Raw genomic sequence first — 26,164 nt, forward strand, 5'->3', positions numbered from 1 at the left:
CCCCAAGCAGATTGAAGAAGGCCCGGCTGGAACCGCCATGCAAAAGAAAAAGCGGCATATCTTTCTGAAACTCGATGCCTGGCTGGATTCCACCCTGTGGAATGCCGGCTTCAGCGCTGCGGAATTCTGGGAAGAGACGACGATCTTCTTTCGCCGGTTTCGCATGCGCGGCTGGAAGAAATGGCTGTTCGAGTTTCTCGGCGAAGCCATGACGCTCGGCACGGCGGGCACCGTGCTGCTTCTGGCGCTTGCCATGCCGGCCTTTCAGGAAACCACCAAGGACTGGCGGAATCGCGGCGATTTCGCCGTGACCTTTCTCGACCGCTACGGCAATGTGATTGGCCATCGCGGCATCATCCACGAAAATTCCGTGCCCTTCGAAGACCTGCCCGACAACCTGATCAAGGCGGTGCTGGCGACGGAAGATCGGCGCTTCTTCGACCATTTCGGCATCGATTTCATCGGCCTTGGCCGGGCGCTCAGCGAAAACGCCCGGGCCGGCGGCGTCGTGCAGGGCGGCTCGACGCTGACGCAGCAGCTGGCCAAGAACCTGTTTTTGACCAACGAGCGCTCCATCGAGCGCAAGATCAAGGAGGCTTTCCTGTCGCTGTGGCTGGAGGCCAATCTGTCGAAGCAGGAGATCCTGTCGCTCTATCTCGATCGCGCCTATATGGGCGGCGGCACCTTTGGTGTGGCGGCGGCCTCGCAATTTTATTTCGGCAAAAGCGTGCGCGACGTGAACCTCGCCGAGGCTGCGATGCTGGCCGGTCTGTTCAAGGCGCCGGCCAAATATGCGCCGCATGTCAACCTGCCGGCGGCGCGTGGGCGGGCCAATGAAGTGTTGAGCAATCTGGTGCAGAGCGGGTTGATGAGCGAGGGTCAGGTGATTGCCGCCCGCCGCAATCCGGCAACCGTCGTCGACCGGGCCGAGCAGGAAGCGCCCGACTTTTTCCTCGACTGGGCCTTCGACGAGGTGCAGCGGATTGCTGCCAATTTCCCCGAACATTCGCTTGTCGTGCGCACCAGCATCGACCCCGGCCTGCAGGGCGTGGCGGAGGCGGCCGTTGCCAACACGCTGCGCGAATTCGGCGAGCAGTATAACGTCAAGCAGGCCGCGACGATCACACTCGACAATACAGGCGCGGTGCGCGCCATGGTCGGCGGACGCGACTATGGCGAGAGCCAGTTCAACCGTGCCACGCGCGGCCTGCGCCAGCCGGGCTCGTCCTTCAAGATCTATACCTATGCCGTGGCAATGGAGGCCGGGCTAACGCCTGAGACCACCATTATCGACGGCCCGGTCAACTGGGGCAATTGGAGCCCGCACAATTACGGCAACAGCTATGCCGGACGCATCACCCTGACGACGGCGCTGGCGAAATCGATCAACACCGTGCCGGTGCGGCTGGTGAAGGACCGGCTCGGCGTCGATTCCGTCATCCGCATGGCGAAAGCCATGGGCGTGGAAACGCCGATCCGCAAAGACGTCACCATCCCGCTCGGCACGTCTGAAGTGACCGTGATGGACCAGGCGACGGCCTATGCCGTGCTGCCCTCAGGCGGCTTCCAGTCCCGCCGCCACGGCATCATCGACATCAGGGATTATCGCGGCCACGTGCTCTACGATTTCGACCGCGACGAGCCGCCGCCGCGCCGGGTGCTGACCGAGCAGGCCGACGCCTACATGAACCAGATGCTGACCAAGGTTCCCTATATCGGCACCGGCCGCAAGGCAGCGCTGGACGGCATCCTGACCGCCGGCAAGAGCGGCACGACGCAGGCCTACCGCGACGCCTGGTTCGTCGGCTTTACCGGCAATTTCACCACAGCCGTCTGGTTCGGCAATGACGATTATACCTCGACCAACAACATGACCGGCGGCTCGCTGCCCGCCATGACCTTCAAGACCATCATGGACTATGCCCACCAGGGTGTCGCCGTGCGCCCGATCCCCGGCGTGCTGGAACCGGCAACGATCGCCGTCAAGGCCGCACCCAAAGCCGGGCAGAAGGGCACCGCCAAGGAAGAGGTCCCGACCGCTCCGCAATTCGTGCGCCCGCGCACGCTCTCGGTGGAAGCCACCGCCCTGCTGCGCCAGATCGGCACGATGATGAGCGATGCCGAACCGCTGGCACCCGCGCTGAGGGCGACATTGGATTGAGGGGATGAGCAGTTCTTATTATTGCTTTACATAGCCAAAATACAAATCGGGATCGACGATCATCTCCGGAACTCCCCAGAACGATCTCTCGATCTCAAGCCCCACTAGAGCAGGACGGTTGGAGAAAGAACTGTCTCGGTAGCCGAACCTGAACTGGTAGAACGTAATCATAGCGACGCCGTCCTTATTCCTTTCAAAGGTCCAGCGGTTGCTATTGGTGAAGATGATGGCCCCGTCTCTTCGATAGGTCAGGACGTAGGTACCATCTGGATTGAGATCGAGAACTTCCACGCCATGGCCATGGTTTGACTGAAAAGTGCCAACGGCATCTTTCACCTCAAGGTCATCGCCGCATCCCGGGAGCAGGCTCACTACCAAGAGCAATAGGATGCCAATGCAGCGATGTCCTAAAAAACCATCAGATAGGCCGAACTTGTGGATGATCATATGCAGAAACTGCCCTTATCCTCATCAGGATTTCACAGTAAAAGAGAGCGATGACCGAAGATATATGGACCAATACCGATTTCCCTGACATGGGCTGGCATGACTGCCGCCTCTATGGGATCAAACTACCCACGGAACAGTTCGGACTGTCATTCGATCTCGACTATATATTGCGCTGGCACAGAGAAGGCGACCTCTTTACCGGATTCGACGTCGCCCCCTGCGTTTTGAAATTCTTCAACGTATCAGCCCTCAAGATCAGCCTCGACTACGCAGAAAACCTACTTTGTTTCATAAGCGATCTCCATCGAAGCAACGAGCGGGCTTCTCCGAACGGGCTATTTACCCTGTGGGATTATCGCATCGATTGCGACATTGGGTCGATATCCTTCACGGCGACAGGCTTTGAACAAAGATTGACGTCGCCCCCGGTCTGGTCAGACACTCAGGACTTGAACCGGGAGCGATTGGTGATCGACAGTTGAAGACATCTGCCAACATCCTCATCACCCTCATATCAGGCCTGCTGCTGGCCCGCCTCGTCAGCACGCTTCCCTATGAACTCTCCTGGCTTCCCGCCGGCATTACCTCCGTCATGCGCTTGCTCGGGATCGATACGGGCGAGAATGCCGATGATATCGAGACGATCGGTCTTCTGGTCATCATCGTCGCCTGCATCCTGGTTGCCGCCGTCGCGGTCACGCTGGCCAACCTGCTGCTGCGGCGTCGGCGGCACTCGGCTTGAACCATCCACACCCCGCCATTTCCCTGCCTCGAATTGAATGCTACCTGATGTCCTCAATTGAAACAGGGTTCGAATCATCGCGTGTTCCGGGTTCCGCTTCTTGTCGCCATTGCGCTTGCTATTGCCTTCGGGCTTGGCATCCAGTCCACGCTGATGGCGCTGAATGCCACGGTGGGATTTGGCGAGATCGAGATCGATGGCTGGCGGGCGTTTCCGCAGGCGCAGACGGCTGAGGCCGATCCTTATGCGCGGGCGCATCGGGCCAAGGCCGGGCGGTTGCTGCTCGGCAGTGCCGAAGGGCTGACCTTCATTGCCACGTCTGACCGCAGCGGCCGCAAGCTGACGACCGATTGCCGCTACAAGCTGTCGGGCACCGTGCCGATGGCGCGCTACTGGACGCTGTCGGCCAGCCGGCCGGATGGGGCGCCACTGTCGGGATCTTCAGGACCGTCGCTGGCCGGGCTGCCCACAGCGCTGAATTCGGTGGTGACGCTGAAGAACCGCGATGCCAGCCTGGAGATCGCCATCGGGTCGGACGCCGAGCCGGGCAATTGGCTGGCCATTCCCCCCGGTCCTGCAGGCAGCGCCAGCCCTGTCGGCAATCAGGAGATGATGTTGAGCCTGACGCTGCTCGATACGCCGGTTGCCGGCAATTCCGGTCTGGTCAAGCTGTCGATGCCGCATATCGACATGGTGGGATGCGGCCATGCGTAAGTTGATCCACGCCATCGTGCTCGGGCTGATCGGCGCCGTGGTGCTGCATATCGTCATCATCCTGGCGCTGCCGCATTTTACCGGCAAGGACGCCTATACCCGCGTGACGCTGGAAGGCCTGCCGCAGCGCTTCTATAGCCTCGACAGCCGTCCCGACCGCGCCGGGCTCGCCAATAGCGATCCCTTTTTAAAGCTCGCGGCCTGCGCCTTCGATGTCTCGGACGCGCCCGTGCATCTGACCGCCTCCGGCAGCCTGCCCTTCTGGTCGATCGGCGTGTTCGACCGCGATGCCAATGAAGTCTACAGCATGAATGACGCGACGGCCGTCGAAGGCAAACTCGACATCATCGTCGCAACCGCCGCCCAGCTTGCAAGGCTGCGCGCGGCCGCTCCCGATGCACTGGCCCAGACCATTTTTGTGGAAATGCCACAGCCGCAGGGCTATGCGGTGCTGCGCGCCTTTGCGCCGCAAAAGAGCCAGATCCCGGACGCCCAGGCTTTCCTGGCCGGCGCCGGCTGCGATCAGACGGCGATAGACCCTTAGCGTTGTCAGGGAACAGGGGAAACCAATGTCATGGTTGTTCTCTGGCTGCTCGCAAGCGACAGAGACTACGCTGCATGCTGTCCTATGCAGGAACACCGTCTGTCCCACCGACAAGTCGCGGGCCGGCATAAGGCACTCTGGCCTGCCCTGACAAGCTGCCATTGCCACTCCGACCAGAAACCGTATGTCGTGTCAGGCTGGCTCTTTCGACAAGAGCAACAATAGCGATGAAATAGGCGCTCTGAAGCGCTATCGCGAGAATGGCGAATTTGAACATCGTGATTTCAAGCGCACCAGTCGAGACATAGGTCCACAGGGAAAAAGCCAGTAAGACGAGGCAGATGCCGAAGAGAATACGGGGCGCTGACAGAAGGCTCCTGCGGTTATCATGAGAAACCTGCGGACCGTGCTGGAGCGTCTGCTCGCTGGCTGAAGTCTGGCCGCTATCCTTCAACCAGGATGCTTTGTCTCCAAGTATTTTTCGCTCAAACCTGGAATACATTTTTCTAAGCGGCGACAAAAAAGAGAGACGACCTGCCGGAAGAGCGCACATCATCCAAACTGGATTTTGAAGAATGAATTGAGAATACATCGGAAGACACTTTCTCGAATCAGATATGTAAAGTTTTTTATCTAAAACAATATTATTTTAGATTTTCAGTGACTCCACAGATCCGTCCGTTTGATAAATGCGCATAATTCGCAATGAACTTAAGCATTATCATTTCATAAAATAGCGCGCTTCTTGGCTTTAACAAGATGCTCGACGAAGAAATAAAATATTAAAATTCAGAATAAGTGCCTATATTATAATCAATATTATAGTATTTGTTGAATCTGACTTCATCAGAAAAATCGAGACTGGCTTCCAAAAAGGACAACCAGCATCGAGATAAGCATCGTCTCATCTGATTTCGACACGAACCTGGCGAGTTCTAAAATGGTTCCGGCGGTGCGGATTGCGTGCCCTCAGGGTGGAGTTCCGCCTCCTCGGCGCGCCTTTTGCGGATGACGGCGGAGCGGGCACGAACACGGCGCATGACGAGATAGACGACGGTGACGAAATACGCGCTCTGCAACAGGATGCCGGCGACGATGGTGCGCAGGAGGGTCGTGGATAGGGCGCCGGTCTGGTAATAGGTGAAGATCGCAAAGGCGATCATGCCAAGGCAGATGCCGACGAAGACCCGCGGCGAATACATCGCGCCGTCCTTGTCCGGCACGCCAGCCAGGTCTTCAGCCTGCTGTGCCGCCGCACGCTGAGGCGTCATGCTGGCTTGCAACCGCTCCTGTAGTATTTCAGCACGCCCTTCAGAAGCATTTTCTGTATCGTTATGCATCATCTGTCCCCATTTGAACAACGCCCTTCCTTGTTGGCAGAACAACGGCAGACCATATTTGGGTCCATTGCGCATCCCCCAAAAGGGTGGGACTTTTCACGGGTCGAAGTTATCAATCAGAATTGAATATACGTGTCACGGGAGCAAAAACCAGAGATAAAGTGCATCACGTTACCGGGATTTACACTTTTCGGTAGCGCAGTCGGTGACTATACTCCTTTTCCAATGCTCAGGCGCCGCATATCGAGCCGCCAAAGCATCGATGGCGACCGCTCCAGGGCTGCAAATGAAAAAATCACACCGGGCAGCCCGGATCGTCTGATCAACGGGACAGGGCAAATGGATCGAGCCTGCCGTGTAAGGGCTGCCTGACGCCAAAGCGCTGGCGAGCGAACGGTCCACGAGAGACGATCGCGACGCTTCAACCCTCGTATGGGTGCATTTCCTGAACAGGTGGCCGCTTGCCGGTCAGCGAAGCCGCGCCAATCAGCAGCGGTTCGGTGCGCGTGTAGCGCACGCCAGTGAACAACAAAATGCGCGCCGGGGTCGCTGCGGGCTTGGTCTTCTGGAGCGGTTTCCGCTCCATCCGATCCTTCAATGTTACGATATCAGCCATGCTCGTCTCCATAATCGACAGATGAGACGGATGAAGAGATCGATTTCATCCTGCCCCGGCAAAGGGGCCGGCACATCCGGCTTCGCCGCGCACGCGACAGAAGCAGGCATTTTGCGCCTTTCTCCAGACACGGAGACTTAGCTCCGTGAATAGTTGGGTTCACGATATCCAAACTGCAACCATACTGATTTTATAGTATCGAAAGGGCTTTTTACTTTCGCACCATCAGTTAGGAACAAGGATAGCCTGTTCTATCAGGTTGTCCTTATTAAACACCGTCGATGGTTAACAGCTTGCTAACGATTCCCGTATATTTTGATAGAATTCGTATTGCGTTGGGACGGGTAATGTCGTGGATCATCAATTTCGGGCGTTGGAAAATCCTAGGATCGGCCGCAAGAAGGACGTGGTTCTGATGGCCACGGTCTCCAGCTTTGAAAGTCTCGATCATCCGCGCAAGTCGGACCTGACGCAGTTTGCGATCCTGTTCCAGCCGCTGTTCCATTCGTCCTCGCCGGAGGCCCGGCGCGAAGCGGTGGCTGCGCTGTCGCAATCGGCCAATGTGCCGCAAGCCGTTGCCTTTTTCATCGCCAGCCAGCCTGTCGCCATCTGCGCGCCCTTCCTGATCGCCTCACCCTGTCTGGCCGATGATCAGCTGATCACCATCGCCCGCACTCAGGGCAAAGCCCATGCTGACGCGATCATGCGGCGGGACAATCTCTCGCCTGCCGTGATCGACGCGCTGGCAGGCCTGCGCTTCGTCGATCCAAAACCGACGCGCGCCGGCCCGCAACAGGCAGACGCCGTCCCGACCAAGGCCCCCGAGATTGCCCCCGATATGGCGCCGGAACTGATGGAAGCACCGCCACGCATCATCCGCATGCGCCCGGACCATACCACATCAGATGCCGACATGCAGGCCACGAGTGCTGCCGAACTTGCACCCACCCAGGCGGAAATGCCTGCCAGTGCCGAAGCCGCAGCGACCGAGGCGCCGTCCACCGAGATAGATGCGGGCGAAGCCGAACCAATTCTGCTGACACCCGTCGAGGCGGGACGCGCTGAGCGCGAAGAGGCACTGCGCCAGACGCTGAAGGCCCTGGACCGGCACCTCCACCGCCAGGATCAGGACAGGCTCGGCCTGATCAGCCTCACCCCTGTGCAGGCGGCCTTGCTCGTGCGCTTTGCCCGTGAAGGCGAGACCAGCGCCTTTGCCTCCGCCCTTGCCGATGCGCTGTCGTCCAGCCGGTGGCTTGCCGAACGCATCCTGCTCGATACATCGGGCCAGCAGCTTGCAACGACCCTTGCCGGGCTTGCCGTTGATATCCCGGATATGGTTTTCGTGCTGACACGGCTCTATCCGCATCTCAGCCAATTGCAGCACGGCGAACCGCGCGTCGCGCGCCTGATCGCCGGTCTCGATGCCCGCAACTGCGAAAGACGGATCGACACCTGGCTGCGCGCCGACCGCTACACCTACCAGACCGATGGCATGGCGCAGAGCAAAGACGGCAAGCAGTCGAAGGCCGGTTAGCGTTTGTCCGAAGAAAGTGGAAGGCAATGCCAGCGCCGGCAGGTCTTCCTGCGCCCAGCCGAAGCACCTTGGCTGGGGCGGTCAGAACGGTCTTTGCGGCTGATATCCGCGCCCGCCAATGCCGCCGTCGGCATTTATAGCCCTGCCCCTGCACGCTGAGATCTCGCGAACTAAAATCATTAATCATTAAACGCTGCTTTGCGCGCAGCAACCTCTTGTCAACAAAGACGCATTAAAACTTGAGGTAGTATCGAGTTTTAAAAGAGACCAAATTATGCGTTTAAAGACTTTAGGTATCTGCTTCGCCATCAGTCTGGTGGCCGGTTGCGCTGGCACCACTGACCCCATCAAAATTGCCGCACAGCAAAAGGAAGGCTCCGCCCAGATTGCTGCTAGAAAGCAACAAAAGGGCTCGCTCCTGTTGGTGCGCATCATCGAGTCTACTTTGTTTGGCACCGTTCATTGCGGTGGCCTTATTACATTGCGGAAACTCAACGCGGGAAGACCCGACGAAACAGAGCGACCCTTTAATTTTTCCGACGCGGTGCCGTATAATCCGCCAAATCGAAACAAGCTGTACATTTCCAATATATTCCCGGCGTCACCGAAAGATTATGCAAGAGAGTTCGTACCCATTGCTCCAGGTCGCTATGCCATCACACATGTCGCTTGCTCCACCGGAGAGATAGAGCTGGAGGCGGGGGACGATAAACGAGGAATTTTCGGTGGCGAACCCACGCATATCAGCGCTTTGGGAGGCGAAAGCACCATCACGATCGGCGAAAACCAGATCGTGGACGCAGGATATATCGAGCTATCCGGAATGCGTGGCGACGCGGCGCGCGTGACCGCAACAGAAGCGACACCCGCCGAACGCGACCTTATGAAACGGGTCATTCCGGAAGTCTATCCCTCAATTACCTTTACGAAATTCGGTTCCTGACCAGCAATCGGGAACACGCCGGCAATCGGGAGGACGTATGTCTCGCATCCGTCTTCCCACTCCGCTCACTCCACCACCACGAACAGGTCGCCCAGTTGGTCGATTTCCAGTTCCACCAGCCAGAGGTCGGGGTCGAAGCGGCGTTCGCGCGCCATCTGGGCATCGATGTCCTGGGGTTCGACCCGTTCCAGGCGGCGCTCGAAACGGCGTTCACCGGTGTCGTCGTCGGCAAGGCTCTGGGGGGCTGGGCCGTAGAGGGTTTCGAGACCGTCTCGAAAGCGCTGGCGCAGGAAGATGGCGCCGGCCTGGTCCATGCCCTTCTGCTCGACAGCCGCAAAACCGCCGGCGGCAAAGACGCGGCGGATCATGGCGGAGACGACAATATCGGAACGAAGGCGCATGAGGTCTTCATACAGCAAGACGGCGGCAAGAAAAGCCCCTCGCCCGGCTCCGCCGAAATCGGGGGCGCCGGGCTAACGCAGCGGCGCTTCGGTCGGTGCCAGCGGTATCGTCAATGTGGCGACCACCATGTCGACATGGGCCTCGATGAAGGCCTCCTGTGGCAGCGGCCGACGGTCGCTATACATAAGGTCCCAGAGATTGAAGTGCATGATCGGGCAAATGAAGATATCCGGGATCGCGGTCGCGGCACCGGCACGAAACTGACCGGCGGCAACCCCGTCCTCGATGATCGAACAAACTGCCTGCACCAGAGGTGCGACAAATTCGTCGTAATGGCGCTCGACGATGTCAGGAAAACGATGGCCTTCGCCGACGACCAGCCGCAACAATTCACGACATCGACGCTGGTTGACCGTCACCTGATACGCGACCGTGATCAATTGACGCAGACGTTGCATCGGCGTGCCAGTCAGCGCGGCAGTAGCCTTGCGCAGCTCGACGAAGGGTTCCGAGACATGGCGGATCATCGCCTCGAACAGGACCTCTTTCGAGGGAAAATAAAGATAGATCGTGCCCTTGGTCAGGTTGAGCCGGTTGGCCACATCCTCGACCCGGGTGGCAACGAAGCCTTTTTCCAGAAATTCCTCGAAAGCCGCATCCAATATTTCCTGCGGCCGCCTTGCCTTCTGTTCAGCGCGCGTAAGCTTTGCGGGCGGCTTTGTCATGATCCTGATTCCTTATCGTGCATTGCTCACCGCACTGCCGTCCAGACCGGACGGTGGCGACGACTAATGTACCGGCCGTCATATTGACTAACCGTACAGTCATTGATACGTACTCCAACAGATGAACGAATGCAATGCTAGGGGGACCTAACGGTGCGGCGGCGAACGACTATTTCTGGGGTGGCCTGCTTGCTGCTGGCGCTTGGCCTGGCGGGATGCAATGAAAAACAACAGGCACCGGCGGCGGCGCGCGCCGTAACCGTGACCAAGGCGAAAAGTGCCCAATACCAGCCTTCTGTGGAAATCTCTGGCTCCGTCAAGGCGCGCGTCCAGTCTGACCTGTCGTTTCGCACTGCAGGCCGGGTGATCGAGCGGCGCGTCGATATCGGCGACCGCGTGAAGGCTGGCGACGTGCTCGCCAAGCTCGACGACACCGAGCAGCGCGCCGACGTCACCGTTTCCCGGGCGGGGCTTGCCTCGGCAGAAGCCACCATGCGCCAGAAAACGCTGGCCTTCGAGCGCTACAAGACATTGATCCAGTCCAATACCGTGGCGCAATCGACGTTCGACCAGGCGCGCGAAGACCTCGCAAATGCTCAGGGCTCGCTGCAGACGGCGCAGGCCAATCTCGCCACCTCTCTCGATGCCCTCACCTATACTGAACTGAAGGCCGATGCCGACGGGATCATCACCTCGCGCAGCATCGAAGTCGGCCAGGTGGTCTCCGCAGCGCAGGCGGCCGTGACGCTTGCCCATGACGGGCCGCGCGATGCGGTCTTCGACATGTTCGAGGCCTTCTTCCTCGAGGGAGCGCCGTCGGACGCTGTCGAGGTGGCGCCAATCATCGACCGCGCCCATCCCAAGACCGGCAAGATCCGCGAAGTTTCACCGGCCATCGATACCGGCGCCGGCACCATCCGCATCAAGGTCGGCCTGCCTGCCGATACGGATTGGGCGCTGAATACCTCGGTCACCGGCCGCTTTCACTCGCAGCAGCAGCAGGGCATCACCCTGCCCTGGAGCGCGATGACCTCGGATAGCGGCAAGCCGGCCGTCTGGGCGGTCGATCCGGCCTCGTCCAAGGTCTCGCTGCGCAAGGTCAATGTTGCCCGCTACCATGTCGGCGATTTCGTGGTGACCGATGGCGTCAAGCCTGACGATCTCGTGGTCATCGAGGGTGGTAAATTTCTGACGGACGGCCAAGTCGTGGCCTTTAAGGAACAGTGATATGCGCCCCTCCCGTCACATGCTTTCACGTTCAGGCCTGGTCCGTTCGGCTCTTACCCTCCCCGTTTTCCTGGCGCTTGCGCTTGGCGCCGGCTGCAGCGATGAAAAAGACCAGCCAGCAGCAGCTCCAAGGCCGGTTCGCTCAATGACCGTCAAGGCCGAGCACCTGCTCGGCATCAGCTTTGCCGGCACCGTCCAGGCAAGGGTCGAAACGGAACTTGCGTTCCGCACGCTGGGCCGCATCATTCTGCGCAAGGCCGAGGTCGGCGATATCGTCCATAAGGGCGATGTGGTGGCCGAGATCGATCCGCTGTCGCTGCAATTTGCCGTCAACAGCGCTGAGGCCGACCTGCGCAATGCCCAGGCCGCCTATGAAAATGCCCAGATCACCGAAAAGCGCCGCCGGACGCTGGCCTCCAGCAATGCTGGCAGCGTTGCCGATCTCGAAGTTGCCGAACAGGGGCTGAAGTCGGCCGAGGCCGATCTGGGCCAGGCCCAGGCCAAGCTCGACAAATCCCACGAACAGCTGGGCTACGCCCGCTTGCAGGCCGAGTTCGACGGCGTCGTGACCTCCGTTTCCGCCGAGGTGGGGCAGACCGTTACAGCCGGCCAGACGGTGATGAAAGTCGCCCGGCTCGACCAGCGCGACGTGGTCGTCGACGTGCCGGAAGGCCGGCTGGGCACGCTGAAGGAAGGCTCGATCTTCACGGTGGCGCTCCAGCTGGATCCGACCAAGCAGACCAAGGGCAAATTGCGAGAGATCGGCCCCGAGGCCGATGCCGAAACCCGCACCCATCGCCTGAAGATCGCCATCAACGACGCGCCCGAAGTCTTCCGCCTTGGCGCCGTGGTCACGGCAACGGCAAACCGGGCGGAGCGCGACGGCGTGATCCTGCTGCCGTCGACCGCCATCCTCACGAAGGACGGCACCGCCAATGTCTGGGTCATAGACCCTGCCAAGGCGAGCGTCGGTCTGCGTAAGGTCGAGCTCGATTCCGCGACTGCAGACAGCGGCCGCGTACGGGTCGTCTCCGGCTTAAGCGAAGGCGAGACCGTGGTCGTGGCTGGCGTCAACCAGCTTGCCGAAGGCCAGAAAATCAAGACCCCAGAGTTGAAGACCGGTGAGGAGTCCCGCCCGTGAAGAAGTTTAACCTGTCGGACTGGGCGCTCGAACACCGCTCTCTCGTTTGGTATTTCATGATCATCTTCTCTGTGGCGGGGATCATGGCCTATATCGGCCTTGGCCGCGAAGAGGACCCGTCCTTTACCATCAAGACCATGGTGATCCAGGCTCAATGGCCGGGCGCGTCTGCCCAGGAAGTGACCCAGCAGATTACCGACCGGATCGAGAAGAAGCTGCAGGAGCTTGACAGCCTCGACTATACCAAGTCGATCACCACGGCCGGCAAGACCATCGTCTTCGTCAATCTGCTCGATACGACCAAGGCGCGTGACGTGCCAAGCATCTGGGTCAAGGTGCGCAACATGGTCCATGATATCGAGGGGAATTTCCCCTCCGGCGTCACCGGGCCGTTCTTCAACGACCAGTTTGGCGATGTCTACGGCAATATCTACGCCTTCACCAGCGATGGGCTCACTCATCGGCAATTGCGCGATCTGGTGGAAAGCGCCCGCACCGAACTGTTGTCTGTGCCTGAAATCGGCAAGGTCGATATCGTCGGCACCCAGGACGAAGCAATTTATCTCGAATTTTCCACCCGCAAGATAGCAGCCCTCGGCATTGACCAGTCGGCGATCATCGCCACGCTGCAGGCTCAAAATGCGGTGACGCAATCCGGCTTCATCGATGCCGGACCGGAGCGGATCGCGCTGCGCGTCGGCGGGCGCTTCATTTCCGAAGACACGGTGCGGTCTATCAATCTGAAGGTCAACGACCGGTTCTTCCCGCTCAGCGACGTCGCCACCATCACTCGCGGCTATGCTGATCCGCCGTCCAGCCTGTTTCGCGTCAATGGCAAGCCGGCCATCGGCCTTGCCATCGGCATGAAGGCCGGCGGCAATCTGGTTGATTTCGGCAAGCATCTCGACAAGACCATGGCATCAGTCGTGCAGGATCTGCCGATCGGCGTGTCGGTCGAGCGGGTCGCCGACCAGCCGGCCGTGGTCGAAGAAGCTGTCTCTGGCTTCATCCATGCGCTGTTCGAGGCGGTGGCCATCGTTCTTGCCATCAGCTTTATCAGCCTTGGCATGCGCGCCGGCCTTGTCGTCGCGGTGTCCATTCCGCTGGTTCTCGCCATCACCTTCCTGTTCATGCAATATGCGGGCATCTCGCTGCAGCGCATTTCGCTGGGCGCGCTGATCATTGCGCTCGGCCTTCTCGTCGATGATGCGATGATTGCCGTGGAAATGATGGTGGCCCGGCTGGAAGTCGGCGATAGCCTGCGCAAGGCGGCGACCTACGTCTACACCTCCACCGCCTTTCCGATGCTGACAGGTACGCTGGTGACGGTGGCCAGCTTCATTCCCGTTGGCCTCAATAATTCCAATGCAGGCGAGTTCACCTTCTCGCTGTTCGTCGTCATCGCCGTGTCGCTGGTCGTCTCCTGGGTCGTCGCGGTGCTGTTTACACCGCTGATCGGCGTAACGCTCCTGCCGAAATCGATGAAGAAGCACGAGGATCACAAGGGCTGGTTCGGCTCGATATTTTCATCGCTCCTGCGCTTCTGCCTGCGCTTCCGCTGGCTGACGATCATTGCCACGGTAGGGGCCTTCGTTCTGTCGCTCTACGGCATGACGCATGTGCAGCAGCAGTTCTTCCCGAGCTCCGACCGCCCGGAACTGATCATCGACTGGAACCTGCCGCAGAACAGTTCCATCGATGAAACCAGCCGGCAGATGGCGAAGTTCGAGCAGGAACAGCTCCAGAACAATCCCGATATCGATCACTGGTCGACCTATGTCGGGCGGGGCGCGCCGCGCTTCATCCTGTCCTTCGACGTGCAGCCCGACGACATTACCTTCGGTCAGATGATCATCGTCACCAAGGGTCTCGACGTGCGCGATGGCCTGCGCCAGAAGTTCCAGTCCTATCTCGCCCAGACCTTCCCGGGTACCGACGCCTATGTGAAATTGCTCGACATCGGCCCGCCGGTCGGCAAGCCCGTGCAGTACCGCGTATCCGGACCCGACCTGCAGAAGGTACGTGAATATTCGGGCAAGCTTGCCGAGATCGTCGGCACCAATCCCCTGCTCAGCAATATCGGCTTCGACTGGTATGAGCCGGCCCGCGTGGTGAAGGTGGATGTGCTGCAGGACAAGGCTCGCCAGCTCGGCGTGACCTCCGAGGACATCGCCCAAACGCTGAATGGCGTCGTCGAAGGCTCCTCGATCACCAAGGTTCGCGACGACATCTACCTGATCGACGTCATCAGCCGTGCTGAAAAGAAAGACAGAGGCTCGATCGACACGCTGCTCGACCTGCAATTGCCATCGAGTTCCGGCCAATCGATCCCGCTGTCGTCGGTCGCCACCTTCCACTACGAACTGGAACAGCCGACCATCTGGCGGCGAAACAGACTGCCGACCATCACCATCAAGGCCGCCGTCAACGGCCCGACCCAGCCCGCCACGATCGTGTCGCAGCTGTCAGCCAAGGTCGACGAGTTCACAAAGAGCTTGCCGCCCGGCTATCAGGTCAAGATCGGCGGCGCGGTTGAAGAATCCTCGAAGTCGCAGGGACCGATTGCCGCCGTGGCGCCGCTGATGCTGTTTGCAATGGCAACGCTGCTGATGATCCAGCTGCAGAGCTTCCACCGGTTATTCCTGGTGTTCTCGGTGGCGCCTCTCGCCCTGATCGGGGTGGTGATCGCACTTCTGTCCAGCAATGCACCGCTCGGCTTCGTCGCGCTGCTCGGCGTGCTGGCGCTGATCGGCATCTTGATCCGCAACTCCGTCATCCTTGTCGTGCAGATCGAGGACCTGAGAAAATCGGGCATGGCGGCCTTTGCCGCCGTGGTCGAGGCGACAGAGCACCGGATGCGGCCGATCATGCTGACGGCGGCCGCAGCAACGCTGGCGCTGATTCCGATCTCCCGCCAGATCTTCTGGGGCCCGATGGCCTTCGCGATGATGGGCGGTATCGTTGTCGGCACCGTGCTGACCCTGCTGTTCCTGCCCGCGCTCTACATCACCTGGTTCCGGATCAAGCCGGAGCCCCAGGGACATGACCATAAGGCGCCCAATCATGATGCGCCCCACCATGATGGACACGTCACGAAGGCGGAGAGCTGAGATGGCCCGGACCGGCGGAACGCTGCGTCAGCCCCATACGGCGCTGTCGAAATCCGTCGTCCTTGTCCTGACGCTGGCGCTTGCCGCCTGCGCAGGACGGCCACAGGAGGTGATGAAGCCGGTGCCATTGGCCAGCGGCGTCAACCAGGTCAACATGCTCGTTGTCACCACCCGCAAGCCATCATCGGATCCTGGCCTGCTCTACACCGGCGATCGCGGCTCTGCGATCTCCTTCAACAATGTCGTGGTCTCCATTCCGCCCGATCGCAACCGCAAGGAAGGCGAAGTGCAATGGCCCGCCCATCTGCCGCCCAAGCCCGAAAAAGAATTCGCGGTGGTGAAGGTCGATACCATCGCCAATAACGGTCAGGCATTGCAGTGGTTCGACAAGACCCGCAACGCCAAGCGCCAGGCGGTGATCTTCGTGCACGGCTTCAACAATACCTATGCCGATGCCGTGTTTCGCTTTGCCCAGATCGTCCATGATTCCGGTACGGACGCCTCGCCGATCCTGTTTACCTGGCCGTCGCGCGGCAGCGTGTTCGACTATCTCTATGACAAGGAAAGCACCAATTACTCGCGCCGGGCGCTGGAGGACATGATCCTGCAGGCCGCAGACAATCCGAATATCGGTGATGTCACGATCATCTCACATTCCATGGGCACGTGGCTGACCATGGAAGCGCTGCGTGGCGTTGCCATGCGCAAGGGCGCGGTGCCATCAAAGATCAAGAACGTCATCCTGGCCTCGCCCGATATCGATGTCGACGTGTTCCGCCGGCAGCTGATCGAAATGGGCCTCAAACGGCCTCATATGACGATTTTCACCTCCACCAAGGATCGGGCGCTCGGCGTTTCCCGCTGGCTGTCGGGCGGCGTCAGCCGGGTCGGTGGCATCAGCCAGGATGAGTTGCGGCCGCTGCAGCCGGACCTGAAGCTGCTCGGCATCACCGTGATCGACACCAGTACCGTCAATACCCACGACGCGCTTGGCCACAACGCCTTTGCCGACAGCCCCGATATCATCCGCCTGCTCGGCCAGCGCATTGCCGGCCAATCGCTTGAAGGCGGCGACGTCTCGCTCGGCGACAAGGTCGGCATGGCCGCCATCGGCACCGCCAACCTCGCCGGCACCGCCGCCCGCACCGTGGTGACCGCACCGCTCGCCGTGGTCAGCCCCGAAGCCCGCGCCTCGCTGCGCCGCGATTTTGCGCCGGATAAGCCGATGGTGGACGGGAAGATCGCCTATTAAGGGGAGCTGGACGACGTCATTGAGGCGGCGTCCGGCATTTGCCTTTGAACCGGGGAGATGAAATCCAGCGGCTTCGCCGGCCCTTCATCCAGCTGCCTCATCCGGCTGCCGCCACCTTCTCCCCGCTGGGGAGAAGAGAGTTGTGGTGCCGTCTTTCGCTTTGTACAGCGCCGCAAAACGTTGAACAGTTTTCCTTTTCCGACGGAGTAAGGAGGATACTCCGCGGTATCGCCTCGGTCCCTTCTCGCCAGCGGGGAGACGTCCCTGCCCTCTTTTCCATAAAGGCAGGGGAATGAGGGGGCGAAGCTATCTTTCACTGCCCCTGCGGCTGTAGATTAAAGCGCCCCGATCGACTTCAGCTTCTTCAGCACGGCCATATTCGGCTCGCCAGTTTCCGGCAGGCGGTAGTGGCGTTCGAAATGGCGGATGGCGGCCTTGGTCTTGTCGCCGGCGACGCCGTCGACGCTGATATCGGTATAGGCGATATTGATCAGGCCGCGCTGGATATCCATGATCAGACTGGCCTGAGCACTGGCAGAAGGGGCGATGTCGGAAGCCGGTATCGATGCTGGCACGGCGCTGGCCGTCGAGACCGGCAGCGTGGCCGGAGCATTCTGGGCCGCGTTCGTCCTCGTCGAAACAGATTGGGCCGCAATAGATTGGGCTGCAACGGGCTGCGCGGGAATGGGCTTTGCCTGCGCTGCCGCTGGTGCGGACCGCGCGGTCACCACGGACTTTTCGGCGCTGCGGATGGCGGCGGCGACGGGGTCGATGGCCTCGTCCTCGCTGTTCACCTGGGCCGGGCGCTCCCTTGGCTTGCCGATCGCCGACTGGGCGGCGGCGGTGCGCACGGGCGCTGCTGCCGATTTTGACACCTGATCGATGCTCAGCGCCGCCAGGAGATCGTCGCTCGGCGCGCCCGTGACCGGCAGGCCGATCCGGCGCTGGTAGGCGGCAATTGCCGCATCGGTCTTCGGACCGCGCCGGCCATCGGCAGCACCGTCATAAAAGCCGAGGCGGGAAAGTTGCGACTGCACCGCTGCCGTCAGGCTCGCATCGGGTGCGGCGTTGGCGGGAAGACCCGCAGCCAAACCGGCAGACTGCGCGGCATCGAGACCGGTGCCAGCAATGGCTGCGGTCTGCATCGGCTGAGGCTGCGCTTGCCCCTGCCCCTGTCCCGGCCCTGCGGCCTGCGGCTGGGCCGCCGTTGCGGAGGCTGCGGCAACGGATTCCGCACTCTGGCGCTCGATGCGGAAGGTGGTGACGTCATCGGGATGCGGCGTCAGCGGCAGGTGGGTGTTCATGCCGAGCATCGCGGTGAAATTATGCGGGTCGCGGGTGCGCAGAAACGGCGACGGATGCCGGCCTGGTTGATACCAAAAAGCATTGGCGGCGACGAAGCCGAGTGCCACGACAAAGCCTGACGTGACCGTGGTGCGCACCGGATGGCGGGCAAAGCCTCGAAACAGCACGCGGACGAAAACGCCAAAAAGGCCAGGCTCCTTGCGGACCGGCTTCCTGCTTTTACTGGGCGTCTTTCGCTGGCGCGTCGTCATTCACATCCTTCTGCCGGCAAAGCCAGTGCTCGCACCCCTTATTTTCTGTAGGCTGCCGTGTCCCTGTTCCTGACCTCGGCCTAATTTCTAATAAACGGGGATTGGCGCAAAGACGCAAGTCCCGCCGCCCAATCCCGTCCGTTCTCCACGCCTTTCGGGACCATGGAAGCGGTCACGCCTGCTTCTGTCGCCCGGCCTCTTGCCCGGAAACCGAAACACGGTCCGCATTGATCTTGTCCGTCTCGGCCTTGTCCGCCGCAGCCCGGTCTACCACGGGCTTCTCCATCACAGCCTTTTCCAGCGCAGGCCTCTCCATCACAGGTAAGCGTGGCGGAAATTCGATGTGGCGGCTTTCGCCTGTGGCTTGCAGGCGGGCGATGCCCGAACCATCGGCCGGCAGGGTGATGGAAACGACAGTGCCCTCGCCTTCGTGGCTGGTCAGCGTAAAGGTGCCGCCATGCAGAGCCACCAGGCCCTTGACCAGCGACAGGCCGAGGCCAACGCCGTCGAACTGGCGATTATAATCGCTGTCGACCTGCACAAAGGGCTGGCCGAGCAGGCGGATGCGGTCTGGCGCGATGCCGATGCCGGTATCGCTGACGCAGATCACCACGTCCTTGCCGAAGCGTGCGGCATCGACGGTGACGACGCCACCGGACTCGGTGAACTTGATGGCATTGCCGACGAGGTTGATCAGGATCTGACGCAGCGCGCGCGGATCGGCGGTGAGTTCGCCGATATCGCGGCCGATGCGGCTCGTCAGCTTCACGCCCTTGTCGCGTGCCTGCAGCGTCAGCATGGCCTCGCAATCCTCGATCGCCTCAGCGAGCGGGAACGGTTCGACCAGCAATTCGTAGCGCCCGGCCTCGATGCGGCACATGTCGAGCATAGTGTTGACAACCGAGAGCAGATGCCCGCCGGACTGGCGGATCAGCCGCACGTAATCACGGTGGCGCTCGTCTTCGAGCTTTCCGCAATAGTCGCCCATCAGGATATCGGAAAAGCCGAGAATGGCATTGAGCGGCGTGCGCAGCTCGTGGCTGACGGCAGCGAGGAAGCGCGATTTCGCCTCGTTGGCGCTTTGCAGATCGGCTTCCAGCACAGCAACGCGATCGGTCAGCGCCTGCTGGGCGCGGCCATCGAGCATCTGCACGAACAGACCTGACAGCGCGCCGCGCTCGTCACGCCGGGCCGCCATATCAAGGAGAACGGTGATCAGCTTGCCGCCATCGGCATCTTCGCCGGCCTCATCGCCCATCGGGCGGGCGAGCCGCAGCTCGACGCGGGCCACCTCGTCACCCTGGCGCAGCGCATCGAAGGCGCGCACGAAGGCGATGCGGTCGGTGACATGCACCTGGTCGATAAACGTGCGGCCGAGCGGATTGCGCAGGAAGGGCAGGAAGGCGCGGGCATCGCGGCCGCCAAGGCTTTCCACCCGTGACTGGCCGTCGAGCACCATGACGAGGCCGGGAAACAGCGACAGATCAGGGCCGCCGGCGTCGAGCACGACACGGGCCGTTGGCTGGCGGCTGGAAAGCCGGGCAAACCACAGGGCGACAACGAGTGACATCAGAAACAGGCCGGCCACCATGGCAACGCCGAGCGGCAGGGCAAGGGCTGGCCCCAGCAGGGCAGACAGGCCAAGTGGCACGAGAACCAGTGCCGGCAGGCAGGCGAGCATCACCCAGCGGGCGGCCGACAGTTCGGCACGGGTGGGCGCAACTTCCGTGCCGAGGCGCGCCACCACGAGGGTGACGGCTTCGTCGAGAAGGGCCTTTGCCCGATCAGCGATCTTACGCAATACCAACACGCCAAATTTCCGCGACTTGCGGTCCTCTTTACTTGCTCAAACCATAGAGGTCGCCGCCTTAAGGAAAAGATAAAGGCAAAGGCGCAAACGGGACGGAAAACCCCCTTTCCGTCTCGGAAAGAGACAGGCCCCGCAAGCTTTCGAAAACATGGTTAACGGCGCGTAAGCACTGGTTTTTTCTCGATTTTCCGGATTCTGTTAATATATGTGGCGACGACATTGGCCGAAAACCCCGGGAACCTCGGGTCTATGCCGCAATTATGCTTAACCCCGGTCGTTAAACTTTGACTAGAATGTGGTTCAAATGCAGAAATTCGGCATTTTATGAAAATATACGATAAATGCTGCCATCATTCGCAAAGCGTTTTTTGCCCGCGAATCATAGGGTGATGTTCAGCAGCCGGACACGTTGGATGGCGCAAAGGGTGGTGACGGGGTGATCCTGTCGCAAAACGAAACGGACGAGCGGTCATGTGGTTTCTGATCAAGGGCACATTCTGGTTTACGCTGGTGCTGGTGGTGCTGTCCTATTTCGGCGGCTCGTCGCAGGGCACCGGCGCGGGCAAGCCGCAATTCGAGCTCGCAAATGCCGTTTCTGCCGCAAGCGGCGCCTATGACTACCTCTCCGGCCTCTGCGGCCAGAAGCCCGAAGTCTGCGTGAAGGGCGCCGAAACCTTCCAGGCCATCGGCGTCCGGGCTCGCGAAGGCGCGCTGGTCGCTTATCAATTGCTTAACCGCCAGTTCGGCGGGGACGGCAATAGGGATGGCAAAGGCGAGGCCCTGCGTCCCGGCGCCAGCGTCGGCGGTGACGCCACCGTCAGCGAAGCCGCCGATGCGCTTCCTGCCCGCGCCGTTGTTGCCGAAGACAAGAGGGGCGACGACAAGATCGTGACCGGCACAGTCACCTCGGCCTCCGGCCATGCCACCTCAGGCACGGGCGTGCCGCTGACCATCACCGTGCCACGGCCGCGGCCAAAGCCGGCCGGCTGACCCTCGGTTCGATATCCGTCGCGTGCTATTCACAAGCGGCAATTTTTTCGTGCGGCATCGCATCGCAGCGGTTCATTTCAACGCCGGATGGGCCTATATGGCCTGCAAGGCCCAACAGTCTGTCCCATAGTCGCCGCTGGCCGGCTGCAAATGGCAATTTCTGCGCTTCCGGTGCTCACGTACGTTAAGTACGCTCCGCTCCGGTTCTCGAAATCACCATTTTCACCAAGCCATCGACAATTCTTGAACAGACTGCGAACTCCAGGCTGAGAATATTGTTTCAACGCATTTCCGAACGCAAAGCCGCTACACACTTTTGCTTGAAATGCTTTGGCCCCCCGGCGCGCCGCGCCCAGACTGTCCGGATGAGCATCATGACCCCCATCGACCAGATCATCGACGACTTCGCCTATCTCGACGATTGGGAAGACCGCTACCGCTATGTGATCGAACTCGGCAAGGCCCTGCCCGACCTGCCCGAGGAGCACCGGACGGCTGAAAACAAAGTGCGCGGCTGCGCCAGCCAGGTCTGGCTGGTCACCCATGCCGGAGATGGCCCCGACCCGGCTTTGACCTTCGAGGGCGATTCCGACGCCCATATCGTCAAGGGCCTCGTCGCCATCGTGCTCTCAGCCTATTCCGGCAAAACCGCCTCCGAGGTCGCCAAGCTTGATGCACTCGAACTGTTCGGCAAGCTCGGCCTGATCGAACACCTCTCCACCCAGCGCGCCAACGGCCTGCGCTCAATGGTGGACCGCATCCGGGGCGAGGCCCAGGCGCGGCTTGGGGGGTGATGGCGTTCGGTTTGGGTAGGCCTCGCTAGCTTGGTCGACACCTCCGCCCAGCATTGACTTTTTTTCGAATGCGCTTAGTTTATACAAAAATCTGTATAAATCGAGAGATGGCCAATGCCTGAAAAGCTTGAATACACCAATATATTCGAGTCGATTACAGAAGATCACGCGCTTGCTGCCGATTTGCAGTTCCGGTCGGACCTGCTGATGACACTCATCGACATCATAGAGACAAAAGGCTGGAAACAGGCCGAGATCGCTGCTGCCTTGGATATTCCGCAGCCGCGCGTCAGCGAGTTACTACGCGGAAAAATAAGTCTATTCTCTTCCGAACGCTTGATTGGCTACCTCGCCAAGCTGGGCATCCGGTTTCGTCCCAGCATGACCGAAGATCACAAGGTGATCTGCGACGTGGTAATGGAAGCGGCATGAAAGACTCGTTGGTTACGTTTGCTTTTTGCCGGCCTTTTTAGCCGCCTTTTCCGTATCGCGAACGAGCGCCATCATCTCTTTATAGCGTTTCACCACGGTATCCATTGCCGCTCTGTCCACTCCGTTGGTCGTCTTGGTGAATGCGTGCAGCACATAAACTGTCTCGAGATATTTTGCGCAGTACATCAATCGGTAAGCCGGAGACCCGTTTTCGATCAATTCGATAACGCCCGGGCCGATTGATTGGAGAGGCTTGAATGCCGATCTTGGATTTTTCCCGGACGCAATAAAATTCAAATCATTCAGAAAATCGACTGCAATATTTGCAGGGAGGCTTTGGACTGCTTTCTTTGCCGCGTTATTGACATAAGCAATTTTTTTGGGTGCCATTGCCCCTCTCAATTTAATCCAGTGGCTTCTCGCCAGCTCATCGCAATCGGATTTGGCTAAACAGATCTTCTGTACAAAAATCAGCAATAGGCCGCATGATAAATCGCCTTGAAGTTGATGTCATCTGCATCTCACAGCCATTATCAGCCTCAATTTCATTCACCTTTTCACGACACCCACCCTCCCCTTTTCCCCCCGGAATGCTAAATCCGATCCTTTGACGGACAGTTTTCAATAAAGGATATCCCATGGTGCTCGCCTCTGACCCTTCGCCTTCGCCCCGAATACTCGAGAGCCGTGGCAAGGGCATCCTTGGGCTGGTGCTGGCGGTGGTGATCCTGCTGGTCGGCTATCGCATCACTCTTCCGGGTCTGGATGAGAGGCTGGTGTCCGGCCTGCCAAGTGACTCGTCTACGGCGCTTGCGCGTGTTTCGGTCCTGGCGCTCGGGACTGCACCAGTTGTCAGCGCCTTCGGGCATTTCGAAATTCTGCGGCTGATCGTTTTCCGCTTTGCAGCCGGTAGGCGATGGGCGGCGGAAAGCCGGCTGTTTGCGATCCTACCGATCGTGTTTGCTCTGGTGGTTGCTGGTATGCAGGCTCAAGGCGTCGGGCTGGCCATTGCGAGTCTCGGGTCCGATCTCGGTGATCTCTTCGTGCCTGTGACCGTGCTTTGCCTTGTCGGCGGCACAGCCCTGTTGCTGGGCTTCATCAACAGGCAGGCGCGCCGCCGCATCGATGGACTTTGGCTGCTGCTGGCCGCAAGCTTTTTGCTGGTGTTGCCGCAGAAGATGAGTGTCTATCTTGAACTGATGTTGAGTGGCGCATTCACGCTACAAACCCTTGCGATCGCGCTGGCCCCTCTGGTGCTGGCCGTGGCGCTGACGGTATTTACGGTCCGCGCCCTGGCGGGGAACATTGCCGCTAATGGCGTCCGGGCACCTTTGCAGTTGCTGATTTGGCCGATGCTCCTGAGCCAACTCGTCTTAAGATATATCTTTCCCTTGCTGACGACTGCGTCGCCGGAAGTGGCAAGAATTTTTCTGCCTGGCTCCCTATTTGGGGCGACGAGCCTGATACTGGCCGTCTGCAGCGTTCCGCTCGTGACGCTCTTCACGCTGATCTATGCCCGGGATCTCTCGAGCAATACACAGGACACCGACACGCCGGTGCTGTCATCCGCAGTCATCCTGATGGTCATCGTCCTGCAAATTCTGGTGCTCTCTGGTCTCAACTCGCTACTCCCGCTTGCCAATCTGCCCGTCGATCTGGATTGGCTGGGCTTGGTGATCACCACGGCGGTGCTGATGGTGGCAAGCGGGCTTGCCACATCGCGCAAGCCGTAAACCTCAATCCTTGCTCAGCGCCGCCACCGGGTCCAGCCTTGAGGCATTGCGGGCGGGCATGAAGCCGAAGATGAGGCCGATCAGGCAGGAGCAGGTGAAGGCGGCGACCATGGAGGTGGTGGAATAGACCAGCTCGAAATCCGTCACCAACAGGCTGAAGACGAAGCCGATGGCGAGCGCGAAGCCAAGGCCGAGCGTGCCGCCGATCAGGCAGACCAGCACGGCCTCGATCAGGAATTGCTGCAGAATGTCCTGGCGGCGGGCGCCGACAGCCATGCGCACGCCGATCTCGCTCACCCGTTCGGACACCGAGACCAGCATGATGTTCATCACCCCGATGCCGCCGACGATCAGCGAGATCACGGCAATGGCCGCCACCAGCAAAGTCAGCACCTGCGTAGTGGCAACGATGGTCTTTCTGATGTCGTCGGTGTTGAGGATGAAGAAGTCCTTCTCACCATGGCGACCGGTGAGGAACTTGGTAACAGCCGTTTCCGCGGCATTGCTGTCGACGCTATCGTTGAGCCTGACGGTGATGCTGCGCAGCGACAGGTCGCCGAGGAAGCGCGCCTGGACGCTGCTATAGGGCAGATAGGCCTGGAGATTGGCGCTGGAGCCGAAGCCGCCCTGCTGCGCTTCGATGACACCGACGATCCTCGCCGGCACATCGGTCAGAAACACGGTCTGGCCAATCGCTGTGGCCGGATTGTCGCCGAACAGGGCCTTTGACGCATTGGTGTCGATCACCGCTTCCTGGGTCATGGCCTTGACGCTGGCCAGGTCGAACAGCCGGCCGGCCAGAAGTTTCGAGCCCTTGGCGGCGAAATACTGGTCGCCGACGCCGTTGACCAAGGCGTTGGCAACCGTCGCGCCATGGCGCACCGTGCCTGAGGTCGAGACGGTCGGCGTCACCGCCGCCACATAGGAGAGCCTTGCCAAGGCATCGGCATCGCCGATCTTCAGCGTGGTGATCTTGGCAGAGCGCGTGTCGCCAAAGCCCTTGCCGGGGAAGATCTCCAGCGTATTGGTGCCGAGTCCGTTGATGTTGGAGAGGACCTTCTTCTGTGTCCCTGCCCCGAGCGCCACGACCGACACGACGGAGGCGATGCCGATGATGATGCCGAGCATGGTGAGAAAGGTTCTGAGCCGATGCGAGGCCAGCGCCCGCACCGCCATCATGAAGGCCTCGCCCAGCCGGTCGATGCCGGGAAAGCGGTGGCTTTTGGCCGGTTCCGGCACCGGTGTGTCGCGCACCAGCAAGGGTTTGTCCTGGCGCTTGTCGGAAACGATTTCGCCATCGGCGATCTCGATCACCCGCTCGGCCCGTGCGGCAACGCTTGGATCATGGGTAACGATGATGATCGTGCGGCCTTCGGCATGCAGTTCGTCGAGAATGCGCAGCACTTCCTCGCCGCTGTGACGGTCCAGTGCGCCGGTGGGCTCGTCGGCCAGGATCACCTCGCCGCCATTGATCAGGGCGCGGGCGATGGAGACGCGCTGCTGCTGGCCGCCGGACAATTGCCCGGGTCGGTTGCGCAGCCGCTCGCCCATGCCGAGCCTTTCCAGTATCGCGGTTGCCCGGCGGCGCCGGTCGGACGGCGAGGTGCCGGCATAGATCGCGGGCACTTCGACATTGCCGAGCGCGGAGAGGTCTCCGAGCAGATGATAGCGCTGGAAGATGAAGCCGAAATGCTCGCGCCGGAGCGCAGACAGCGCATCGCTGTCCAGCTGGTCGGTGCGCCGGCCGTCGATCTCGTAAGAGCCGCCGTTTGGCCGGTCGAGCAGGCCTAGAATGTTCATCAGCGTCGATTTGCCGGAGCCCGAGGGTCCGATGATCGACACCATCTCACCACGATCGATGCTGAGATTGACACCTTTCAGCACCGCCAGATCCTCCTCGCCGGAGCGATAGACGCGCGTGAGCTGCTTCAGTTCGAGCAGGGCCATG

Annotated in this window: 25 protein-coding genes; 15 read left to right on the forward strand and 10 right to left on the reverse strand. The window is 60.4% G+C overall.

Annotated features, from left to right (window positions below; translation table 11 throughout):
• Nucleotides 1–37 precede the first annotated feature (37 nt).
• Nucleotides 38–2,161, forward strand: coding sequence for a transglycosylase domain-containing protein (locus BJF91_RS23340; RefSeq protein WP_139310827.1), 2,124 nt, complete (start codon nucleotides 38–40; stop codon nucleotides 2,159–2,161).
• Nucleotides 2,162–2,179: 18 nt separating this feature from the next.
• On the opposite strand, the gene BJF91_RS23345 is transcribed toward BJF91_RS23340, so the two are convergent.
• The gene (locus tag BJF91_RS23345; protein WP_075616893.1) at nucleotides 2,180–2,608 is read right to left on the reverse strand and encodes a hypothetical protein; all 429 of its coding nucleotides are present in this window, start codon (nucleotides 2,606–2,608) and stop codon (nucleotides 2,180–2,182) included.
• Between the two features lie 50 nt (nucleotides 2,609–2,658).
• Between BJF91_RS23345 and BJF91_RS23350 the strand changes: the two genes are divergently transcribed.
• From BJF91_RS23350 to BJF91_RS23365, 4 genes are all read left to right on the forward strand, one after another.
• Nucleotides 2,659–3,093 (forward strand): hypothetical protein, encoded by a 435-nt coding sequence (locus BJF91_RS23350; protein WP_075616894.1) that lies wholly within the window; start codon nucleotides 2,659–2,661, stop codon nucleotides 3,091–3,093.
• Nucleotides 3,090–3,353 carry a hypothetical protein gene (locus BJF91_RS23355; RefSeq protein WP_075616895.1) on the forward strand — a complete coding sequence of 88 codons (264 nt, stop codon included), beginning with the start codon at nucleotides 3,090–3,092 and terminating at the stop codon, nucleotides 3,351–3,353. The genes BJF91_RS23350 and BJF91_RS23355 overlap by 4 nt, the downstream gene beginning before the upstream one ends.
• 81 nt (nucleotides 3,354–3,434) lie before the next feature.
• Nucleotides 3,435–4,067, forward strand: a complete 633-nt coding sequence (locus BJF91_RS23360; protein WP_075616896.1) for a DUF1214 domain-containing protein — start codon at nucleotides 3,435–3,437, stop codon at nucleotides 4,065–4,067.
• Nucleotides 4,060–4,611, forward strand: coding sequence for a DUF1254 domain-containing protein (locus BJF91_RS23365; RefSeq protein WP_075616897.1), 552 nt, complete (start codon nucleotides 4,060–4,062; stop codon nucleotides 4,609–4,611). The genes BJF91_RS23360 and BJF91_RS23365 overlap by 8 nt, the downstream gene beginning before the upstream one ends.
• Before the next feature lie 82 nt (nucleotides 4,612–4,693).
• Here BJF91_RS23365 and BJF91_RS23370 read toward each other — a convergent pair whose 3' ends face one another.
• The 3 genes from BJF91_RS23370 to BJF91_RS23380 all read right to left on the reverse strand — a co-directional run bounded on the left by BJF91_RS23370 (nucleotide 4,694) and on the right by BJF91_RS23380 (nucleotide 6,567).
• The gene (locus BJF91_RS23370; RefSeq protein ID WP_139310828.1) at nucleotides 4,694–5,203 is read right to left on the reverse strand and encodes a hypothetical protein; all 510 of its coding nucleotides are present in this window, start codon (nucleotides 5,201–5,203) and stop codon (nucleotides 4,694–4,696) included.
• Nucleotides 5,204–5,546: 343 nt separating this feature from the next.
• A complete protein-coding gene (locus BJF91_RS23375; RefSeq protein WP_162843915.1) occupies nucleotides 5,547–5,882 on the reverse strand; it encodes an exopolysaccharide production repressor protein in 336 nt (111 codons plus the stop codon).
• A 490-nt stretch (nucleotides 5,883–6,372) separates the two neighbouring features.
• Nucleotides 6,373–6,567 carry a hypothetical protein gene (locus tag BJF91_RS23380; protein ID WP_075616899.1) on the reverse strand — a complete coding sequence of 65 codons (195 nt, stop codon included), beginning with the start codon at nucleotides 6,565–6,567 and terminating at the stop codon, nucleotides 6,373–6,375.
• Between the two features lie 415 nt (nucleotides 6,568–6,982).
• On the opposite strand from BJF91_RS23380, the gene BJF91_RS23385 reads away from it, so the two are divergent.
• Entirely contained in the window at nucleotides 6,983–8,101 is a 1,119-nt protein-coding gene (locus BJF91_RS23385; protein ID WP_075617052.1) for a DUF2336 domain-containing protein, read from the forward strand.
• A gap of 274 nt (nucleotides 8,102–8,375) precedes the next feature.
• Entirely contained in the window at nucleotides 8,376–9,044 is a 669-nt protein-coding gene (locus tag BJF91_RS23390; protein ID WP_075616900.1) for a hypothetical protein, read from the forward strand.
• A 65-nt stretch (nucleotides 9,045–9,109) separates the two neighbouring features.
• On the opposite strand, the gene BJF91_RS23395 is transcribed toward BJF91_RS23390, so the two are convergent.
• Entirely contained in the window at nucleotides 9,110–9,445 is a 336-nt protein-coding gene (locus BJF91_RS23395) for a DUF1491 family protein (RefSeq protein WP_075616901.1), read from the reverse strand.
• Between the two features lie 72 nt (nucleotides 9,446–9,517).
• A complete protein-coding gene (locus BJF91_RS23400; protein ID WP_075616902.1) occupies nucleotides 9,518–10,171 on the reverse strand; it encodes a TetR/AcrR family transcriptional regulator in 654 nt (217 codons plus the stop codon).
• A 153-nt stretch (nucleotides 10,172–10,324) separates the two neighbouring features.
• Here BJF91_RS23400 and BJF91_RS23405 point away from each other — a divergent pair, with 153 nt between their 5' ends.
• From BJF91_RS23405 to BJF91_RS23420, 4 genes are read left to right on the forward strand one after another with little or no spacing between them, the layout of a single operon-like run.
• Entirely contained in the window at nucleotides 10,325–11,398 is a 1,074-nt protein-coding gene (locus BJF91_RS23405) for an efflux RND transporter periplasmic adaptor subunit (RefSeq protein WP_075616903.1), read from the forward strand.
• Nucleotides 11,399–11,417: 19 nt separating this feature from the next.
• Nucleotides 11,418–12,539, forward strand: a complete 1,122-nt coding sequence (locus tag BJF91_RS23410; protein ID WP_075617053.1) for an efflux RND transporter periplasmic adaptor subunit — start codon at nucleotides 11,418–11,420, stop codon at nucleotides 12,537–12,539.
• A complete protein-coding gene (locus BJF91_RS23415) occupies nucleotides 12,536–15,649 on the forward strand; it encodes an efflux RND transporter permease subunit (RefSeq protein WP_075616904.1) in 3,114 nt (1,037 codons plus the stop codon). Before BJF91_RS23410 ends, BJF91_RS23415 begins: the two co-directional genes overlap by 4 nt.
• Nucleotide 15,650: 1 nt before the next feature.
• Nucleotides 15,651–16,901 (forward strand): alpha/beta hydrolase, encoded by a 1,251-nt coding sequence (locus tag BJF91_RS23420; RefSeq protein WP_234801703.1) that lies wholly within the window; start codon nucleotides 15,651–15,653, stop codon nucleotides 16,899–16,901.
• Nucleotides 16,902–17,236: 335 nt separating this feature from the next.
• Here the strand turns inward: BJF91_RS23420 and BJF91_RS23425 are convergent, their stop codons facing one another.
• Nucleotides 17,237–18,457 (reverse strand): peptidoglycan-binding domain-containing protein, encoded by a 1,221-nt coding sequence (locus BJF91_RS23425; protein ID WP_075616905.1) that lies wholly within the window; start codon nucleotides 18,455–18,457, stop codon nucleotides 17,237–17,239.
• 172 nt (nucleotides 18,458–18,629) lie between these two features.
• A complete protein-coding gene (locus BJF91_RS23430) occupies nucleotides 18,630–20,267 on the reverse strand; it encodes a sensor histidine kinase (protein WP_075616906.1) in 1,638 nt (545 codons plus the stop codon).
• A gap of 471 nt (nucleotides 20,268–20,738) precedes the next feature.
• Between BJF91_RS23430 and BJF91_RS23435 the strand changes: the two genes are divergently transcribed.
• From BJF91_RS23435 to BJF91_RS23445, 3 genes are all read left to right on the forward strand, one after another.
• Complete coding sequence (locus BJF91_RS23435; protein ID WP_075616907.1) at nucleotides 20,739–21,257, forward strand: DUF5330 domain-containing protein; 519 nt, start codon at nucleotides 20,739–20,741, stop codon at nucleotides 21,255–21,257.
• Between the two features lie 374 nt (nucleotides 21,258–21,631).
• A complete protein-coding gene (locus BJF91_RS23440; protein ID WP_075617055.1) occupies nucleotides 21,632–22,051 on the forward strand; it encodes a SufE family protein in 420 nt (139 codons plus the stop codon).
• Between the two features lie 114 nt (nucleotides 22,052–22,165).
• Nucleotides 22,166–22,483 carry a helix-turn-helix domain-containing protein gene (locus tag BJF91_RS23445; RefSeq protein ID WP_075616908.1) on the forward strand — a complete coding sequence of 106 codons (318 nt, stop codon included), beginning with the start codon at nucleotides 22,166–22,168 and terminating at the stop codon, nucleotides 22,481–22,483.
• Nucleotides 22,484–22,495: 12 nt separating this feature from the next.
• Here BJF91_RS23445 and BJF91_RS23450 read toward each other — a convergent pair whose 3' ends face one another.
• Complete coding sequence (locus BJF91_RS23450) at nucleotides 22,496–22,873, reverse strand: type II toxin-antitoxin system RelE/ParE family toxin (protein WP_075616909.1); 378 nt, start codon at nucleotides 22,871–22,873, stop codon at nucleotides 22,496–22,498.
• 248 nt (nucleotides 22,874–23,121) lie between these two features.
• Between BJF91_RS23450 and BJF91_RS23455 the strand changes: the two genes are divergently transcribed.
• Nucleotides 23,122–24,216, forward strand: coding sequence for a hypothetical protein (locus tag BJF91_RS23455; RefSeq protein WP_075616910.1), 1,095 nt, complete (start codon nucleotides 23,122–23,124; stop codon nucleotides 24,214–24,216).
• A 3-nt stretch (nucleotides 24,217–24,219) separates the two neighbouring features.
• On the opposite strand, the gene BJF91_RS23460 is transcribed toward BJF91_RS23455, so the two are convergent.
• Nucleotides 24,220–26,163 (reverse strand): MacB family efflux pump subunit, encoded by a 1,944-nt coding sequence (locus BJF91_RS23460; protein WP_075616911.1) that lies wholly within the window; start codon nucleotides 26,161–26,163, stop codon nucleotides 24,220–24,222.
• Nucleotide 26,164: the final 1 nt, after the last annotated feature.

It is taken from the genome of Gillisella taibaishanensis, assembly GCF_001938985.1.
Classification (GTDB): Bacteria; Pseudomonadota; Alphaproteobacteria; order Rhizobiales; family Rhizobiaceae; genus Allorhizobium; species Allorhizobium taibaishanense.